General features: G+C 69.1%; 3 protein-coding genes, 1 pseudogene and 1 riboswitch. Of the genes and pseudogenes, 2 read left to right on the forward strand and 2 right to left on the reverse strand.

Going from position 1 to position 6,460, the window contains the following annotated elements:
• The first annotated feature begins 6 nt into the window (after positions 1-6).
• Positions 7-195, forward strand: a complete 189-nt coding sequence (locus NA4_RS12745; RefSeq protein ID WP_067469107.1) for a hypothetical protein — start codon at positions 7-9, stop codon at positions 193-195.
• On the opposite strand, the gene NA4_RS12750 is transcribed toward NA4_RS12745, so the two are convergent.
• Both NA4_RS12750 and NA4_RS12755 read right to left on the reverse strand, forming a co-directional pair.
• Positions 196-1,542, reverse strand: a complete 1,347-nt coding sequence (locus tag NA4_RS12750) for a M1 family metallopeptidase (protein ID WP_084497030.1) — start codon at positions 1,540-1,542, stop codon at positions 196-198.
• Entirely contained in the window at positions 1,542-5,456 is a 3,915-nt protein-coding gene (locus NA4_RS12755; protein ID WP_067469127.1) for a Pls/PosA family non-ribosomal peptide synthetase, read from the reverse strand. The genes NA4_RS12750 and NA4_RS12755 overlap by 1 nt, the downstream gene beginning before the upstream one ends.
• 670 nt (positions 5,457-6,126) lie before the next feature.
• Positions 6,127-6,240: riboswitch (SAM riboswitch) on the forward strand.
• A gap of 47 nt (positions 6,241-6,287) precedes the next feature.
• Here NA4_RS12755 and NA4_RS42550 point away from each other — a divergent pair.
• Positions 6,288-6,460, forward strand: a pseudogene (locus tag NA4_RS42550) (aminotransferase class V-fold PLP-dependent enzyme); the annotation flags it as partial.

Below are 6,460 nucleotides of genomic sequence, written 5' to 3' on the forward strand. Positions count from 1 at the left end.
CCAAATATGAACGACTCGCTGAAGGCAAGGGTGCTGGAGAAGTTGCTGCGCCAGCTCGCCGAGGACGGACCCCTCGACACCGAGCACGACGACCCCCGGCGGATCGCCGTGGAGACCGATCTCGACGCGCTGGCGAACGTCGCGGAGGACGATCCGCTCGTCGAAGAGCTCGCCGCGCGCTACCTGGTGTTCTGATCAGGCGATCGACGCGCCGCCGTGCGGCGGCAGCTGGGGTAGCGGTTCGGCGAGCAGCCAGGCTTCCCACAGCGGCCGCAGCGGCACCAGGCTGTAGTGTCCCGCGAGGTCGGTGAATTCCTCCGTGGTCACCGAGGAGTGGCGGTAGCGGATGGTCCACTCGCGCAGCAGGTTGAAAAACGTGGAGTCGCCGAGCTCCAGGCGTAGCGCGTGCAAGGTCAGCGCGCCGCGTTTGTAGACGCGGTCGTCGAACATGCGCCGCGGTCCTGGGTCGCCGACGATGATGTCCTGCGGCTGGCGGGACAGATTGTGCCGCGCGGCGCGCGCCAGCTGGTCGGCGGTGGGCCCGCCCGCCGCCTCGGACCAGATCCATTCCGCGTAGCACGCGAAACCTTCGTGCAGCCAGATGTCGCGCCACTGCCGGATGGTCAAGCTGTTGCCGAACCATTGATGGGCCAGCTCGTGTGCGACCAGCCGCTCGGCGCCGCGGCGGCCATCGCAGTGGTTGGCGCCGAAGATGGAGATGCCCTGCGCCTCGATCGGGATCTCCAGCTCGTCGTCGGTGACGACCACCGTGTAGCCCTCGAACGGGTAGGGGCCGAACTTCTCGGTGAAGACCTCGAGCATCGTCGGCTGCCGGGCGAAGTCGTGGTCGAAGTTCGCGCGCAGTCGGGCCGGGAGGACGGCCTGCATCGGCACCGGAGCGTGTATGGGACCGATGCGATGTTTGCGATAGTGGCCGATCTGGATGGTCGCCAGGTAGCTCGGCATCGGCTCGGGCTGCTCGTAGACCCAGGTGGTCTGGCTGGCCTTGGTCTGCTTGCGCAGCAGGGTGCCGTTGGCCAGTGCGTAGTACGGCGAATCGGTGGTGATCGAAATCCGGTAGCTCGCTTTGGAACTCGGATGGTCGTCGCAGGGAAACCAGGAAGCCGCGCCATTGGGCTGGCTGGCCACGAGCGCGCCCTCGGTGAGCTCCTCCCAGCCCACCTCGCCCCATGGTCCGCGCACCGGCTTCGGGATACCGCCGTACTGCACCACCACCGACAGCACGCCGCCCGCCGGAATCCGCTGCTGCGGGGTGATCACCAATTTGCCGTGCTGATGGGTGAACTTGGCGGCCTTGGTTCCGTTGACGAACACCTTCGCGACGGTGAGCGCCTGGGCGAGGTCGAGCGCGAACCGCGGGCGAGTAGCGGTGGTCACCGCGGTGATCGTGGCGCGTCCGGTGAGCCGGTTGCCCGCGACTCGATAGGCCAGCTCCAGTTCGTATCGTGAGACCCGGTACCCGCGATTGCCGTTCTGCGGTAGGTACTCATCGATGGGGGCTTCATAGAACTTGCCCGCCATCAGCTCGCTCCGGGGTCGCCTGTGAACCAGGGTGCGATCGGGTTGCCCCACCAGCGCGTCGACGCTGGCACGGTGTCGCCGCGCATGACCAGCGAGGCCGGACCGATGGTCGCGCCGTCGCCGATAGCCGAGGCGGGGAGCGCGACGCAGTGCGGCCCGAGGGTGGCCCCGGCGCCAAGGGCGACGCTGTCCATGGCCATGATCCGATCGTGGAACAGATGGGTCTGCACCACGCAGCCACGTTCGACAGTCGCGCCGTCGCCGAGAGTCACCAGGTCCGCCTCCGGTAGCCAATAGGACTCGCACCATACCCCGCGGCCGATGGTCGCGCCGAGCCCGCGAAGCCACAGATTCAGTACGGGCGTACCGGTCGCCGCGCGGGCGAACCACGGCGCGGCAACCGTTTCCACGAAGGTGTCGGAAACCTCGTTGCGCCACACGAACGAACTCCACAGCGGGTGTTCCTCGGCGCCGATCCGCCCCACCAGCAACCATTTGGCGGCCACCGCGCTCGCGCCGGCGACGGCACCGGCGGTCAGCAGCACCACCCCGCTGAGCAGCGCGGCGGCCAGGTGGCCGAACGTTTGCGCGAGCCAGGCCAGAGTGCACAGCACGCCGAGTCCGATGGCGAACGTCACCAGGACCGGCAAGAGCCGGCAGGTTTCGACGACGGCGCGGGCGATACGCAGGCGGGCGGGCGGGTCGAAGGTCCGTGCAGTGTCGGTGTTCTCCGCCGTGCGGCGCAGCCGGACCGGCGGGCTGCCCAGCCAGGACGAGCCCGCCTTCGCCTTGGACGGCGCCGCCGACAGCACCGCGACCAGCCCGTTCTTGGGGACGCGGCGGCCGGGGGCGGTCATCCCGGAGTTGCCGAGAAAAGCCCGCTTGCCCACCTTGGCCTCGCCGATGTGCAGCCAGCCGCCGCCGAGTTCGTAACCCGCGATCATGGTGTCGTCGGCCAGGAAGGCGCCGTCGGCCACGGTGGTGAACTTCGGCAGCAACAGCACCGTGGACGCCTCGACGCTCTTGCCGACCTTCGCGCCGAGCAGGCGCAGCCACAACGGTGTGAGCAGGCTCGCGTACAGCGGGAACAGGAAGGTACGTGCGGAATCCAGCAGTCGCTCCGTGGCCCACGCCTGCCAGCCGACGCGGCTGCGCACCGGGTGGTAGCCCTCGGTCAGGCCGATGCTCAGCAGCCGGACCGCGACGATGGTCGCCGCCGCGTACACGCCGAGGCTGAGCAGGGTCGCGACGGGAAGAATCGCGAAGGCGCGGACAACGCCCGCGCCGAGCGTCCGGGTATCGCGGACGAACCAGGCGAGGAAAGCTCCGCCCGCGCCGAGGCCGAGAATCGGCATGGCGGCCAACACCATCGACGTGACGCCGAAGACGCCGACCCAGTGCCGGGCCCGCTCAGGGGTCTGCGGTGGCCAGCGGTGCTGCGCCTTGCCGATTTTCACCGCGGGCGAGCCCGCCCACTCCTGTTCCGCCTTCACCTTGCCCGACACCGCGGAGCCCGGCGCGACCTCGGCGTTCCTGCCGATCTTGGTACCGGGCAGCAGGATCGAGCGCGAGCCGACCACCGCGCCGGGGCCGATGGTGATCGGGCCCAGGTGCACCACGTCGCCGTCGATCCAGTAACCGGACAGATCGACCTCCGGCTCGACGCTGCATCCGTCGCCGAGTTCCAGCATGCCGGTCACCGGTGGCAGGGTGTGCAGGTCGACACCCTTGCCGATCTTCGCGCCGAGCGCACGCGCGAACGGCACCATCCACGGTGCGCCGGAGAGGTTCTCGGCGCCGCTGGCCTCGGACAGGCGGACGGCCGCCCACAGGCGCAGATGCACCGAGCCACCGCGCGGATAGCGGCCCGGCCGGACGCCGCGCAGCAGCAGCCGTGCGCCCGCCACGCAGATCGCCATGCGGCCGGGCGGCGAGATGAACAGTGCGAACGCGGCCAGCGTCCACCACCAGGACAGCTGCGGCAGCCACGGCAGCGAGCCGGACCAGGCTGCGATATTGCCGACGATCGCCAGCCAGGTGAACCACTGCAGTCCGGTCAGCGTGGTCAGCGGGATGGTGGCGAGCACTTGCGCCGCCTGCGCGGCCAAGGGCGTCGGGCGTACCGCCCGTTCGGCGACGGCGACCGCGGGCGTGGTCTGTTCCAGCAGGTCGACCAGCGCGCCGAGGCGCGGGTGGTCGTAGACATCGGCGACGGCGATCTGCGGATAACGTTCGCGCAGGGCGGCGACCAGCTGTGCGGCCGCGAGCGAGCCGCCGCCCAATTCGAAGAAGTCGGCGTCGAGATCGCCGACCTCGCCGCCGAGAATCGAATCCCACAGTCCGGCAACCCATTGCGCCGTGCCGGTCAGGTCGTTGTCGTCGTCGTCCTCCGTGGCACCCGGCAGCGGCCACGGCAGCGCGTCGCGATCCACCTTGCCGGAGGTGCGAGTCGGTAGCTCGTCGACCACCGCGAGCCGGGGGACCAGCGGAGCCGGAAGCTGTTCGGTGAGTATCGCTCGTGCGGCCTTGGCATCGAAGTCCGGTCCGGGGCCGGTCAGGTAGCCGACCAGTAACTTATTGCCCGCCTGGGTGGTTCGGATCGCGGCGGCGGCGCCGGTGACCCCGGGAAGATGCTGGAGCGCGTTATCGATCTCGCCGAGTTCGATGCGGCGGCCGCCGAGCTTGATCTGATCGTCGGCGCGGCCGAGGAAGACCAGGCCCGCGGTGTCGTTGCGGACCAGGTCACCGCTGCGGTAGGCGCGGTCCCAGCCCACCGAAGGCAGCGGCGCGTACTTCTCCGCGTCCTTGACCGGGTCGAGATAGCGCGCCAGGCCGACCCCACCGATCACCAACTCGCCGGATTCGCCCTCGGCCACCGGGTTTCCCGCCTGATCCACCACGACGAGATCCCAGCCGTTGAGCGGAAGCCCGATGCGGATCGGCCACTGGCCGTCCAGCCGTGCCGCGCAGGCGACGACCGTTGCCTCGGTGGGGCCGTAGGTATTCCATACCTCGCGAGACGAATCACCGTCGCCGGCAAGACGTTCGGCGAGTTCGGGCGGGACGGCCTCGCCGCCGAAGATCAGCAGGCGCACCGCCTCCAGCGCCTCGACCGGCCAGGTCGCCGCCAGGGTCGGCACCGTCGAGACGATGCTGATCTCCCGCCGCACCAGCCAGGGTCCCAGGTCGGCGCCGGTGCGCACCAGGTCGCGCGGTGCGGGCACCAGGCAGGCGCCGTTGCGCCAGGCCAGCCACATCTCCTCGCAGGAGGCGTCGAAGGCGACCGAGAGACCGGCGAGGACCCGGTCGCCGGGGCCGATCGGAGCGTCGCGGAGGAACAGGTCGGCTTCGGCGTCGACGAACGCGGCGGCGTTGCGGTGCGTGACCGCAACGCCTTTCGGGGTTCCGGTCGATCCGGAGGTGAAGATGATCCAGGCGTCGTCTCGGGGGGCCGGGAGCGCCGACCAGGTGTCCGTACCCTCGTGCTGCTCCGCAGCGCGGATACCGGCGGCTGTCGTCTCGATGCCGTCGCCGGTGACGATCGCGGTGATCTGTGCTTCGCCGAAGACCAGCTGGGCGCGCTCGTCCGGGTCGTCGGCGTCGACCGGCACGTAGGCGGCACCGCTGTAGAGGATCGCGAGGATGGTGACGTAGAGCCCGCGGGTACCGGAGGGCATACGCACGCCGACCCGGTCGCCGGGACGTACTCCCGCGGTGGCGAGGCGGGCCATGGTCTTCTCCACCTCGACGACCAGTTCGAGGTAGGACAGCACCACCTGGCCGTCGTCGATGGCCGGCGCGTCGGGATGCGTGAGTGCCGTAGCGGTCAGGATGTCGACCAGGGTTCTGGCCTGGGGCGCACGGTCGCCCCGTGATAACGGGCGCGCCGGCGCGTCGGCCTCTGTTCTGAGCACGGTGCTCAGCGAACCTGCCATCGACCTGCCTCATACTTTCCGTCGTCACGCCATAGTGGGGTTACCAAAGGGCAAATGCCCCGATTGGCCAGTTGTCCACGGTACTGGGTTTGTTTCCGCGGCGCCCGCAGCGCTGCTCGAACAGGTGATGCTCGTCTCGCTTCGGTCGAGAGCGGCGGTGGGGCCGGTGTGGTCGGATCGGCGGCGACCGCGATCAGGCTTCGCTGCATGCTGGTAGCTGGAGAACGAGGACCTTCTGGCCGACAGGTCGCGAATCGGGGCGTGACTGGCTGCGAACAGATAACGCTTGCTTTTGCTGCCGGAAAAAGTTCGGTCCGCTGTGGTTATCTGACAGACGAGCGCTGATTCATGCGGGTTTCAGGGCGCTGCTGCATGTTTGCTGCATTTGTTCAATCGTGGCTTTGTCGTGGATGAGGTGCCGAGCGTGCGCCAAATCGGATGCGGGAGGCGTGATGTATTCGAGGCAAGTGCGATTCGGTGGATGCGGGTTCGATTGCGAACGGCGCCCGTAGGACTTGGTCAGGGTAGTGAACGGATCGCGAGTGTGCTTGCGAGGACTCGCGTCTGTTGCCATGTCCCGATCGGGATGCGCCGGCTCGGGTTGGCACGCGGTTGACAGCACAAGGCCGCTTCTGCCAGTCTCGGGTCAGGTCACGAGTGCCAGCGCTAAGCCCCGGCTTGCTGGTCGGCAACCCTCCTCCGCGGTGGGGTGCTCCGGGTGACGACCCGGCCGACGCCCAACCGGGCGCGGCAAGCGCGGACTCGGCGAATCATGCGATCGCGGGTCCCTGAGCCGACGGGATTCACGTGATGACTATTGCTGTCGACAACACCTGTGCCGCACTAGCCCGGGTCTCCGGCGACGAGCTGCTGGTGCCGCTCGTGCAGGGCGGAACGGCCACATACGCCAACTTCGACTACGCGGCGAGCGCGCCGGCGTTGGTTGAGGTCACCGACCGCGTGCAGCGGCTGCTGCCGTTCTA

The organism is Nocardia amamiensis NBRC 102102, from assembly GCF_001612745.1.
Classification (GTDB): domain Bacteria; phylum Actinomycetota; class Actinomycetes; order Mycobacteriales; family Mycobacteriaceae; genus Nocardia; species Nocardia amamiensis.

Coding starts and splice junctions, on each gene's coding strand:
- NA4_RS12745 (WP_067469107.1), top strand. CDS start 7: ATGAACGACTCGCTGAAGGCAAGGGTGCTGGAGAAGTTGCTGCGCCAG.
- NA4_RS12750 (WP_084497030.1), bottom strand. CDS start 1,542: ATGGCGGGCAAGTTCTATGAAGCCCCCATCGATGAGTACCTACCGCAG.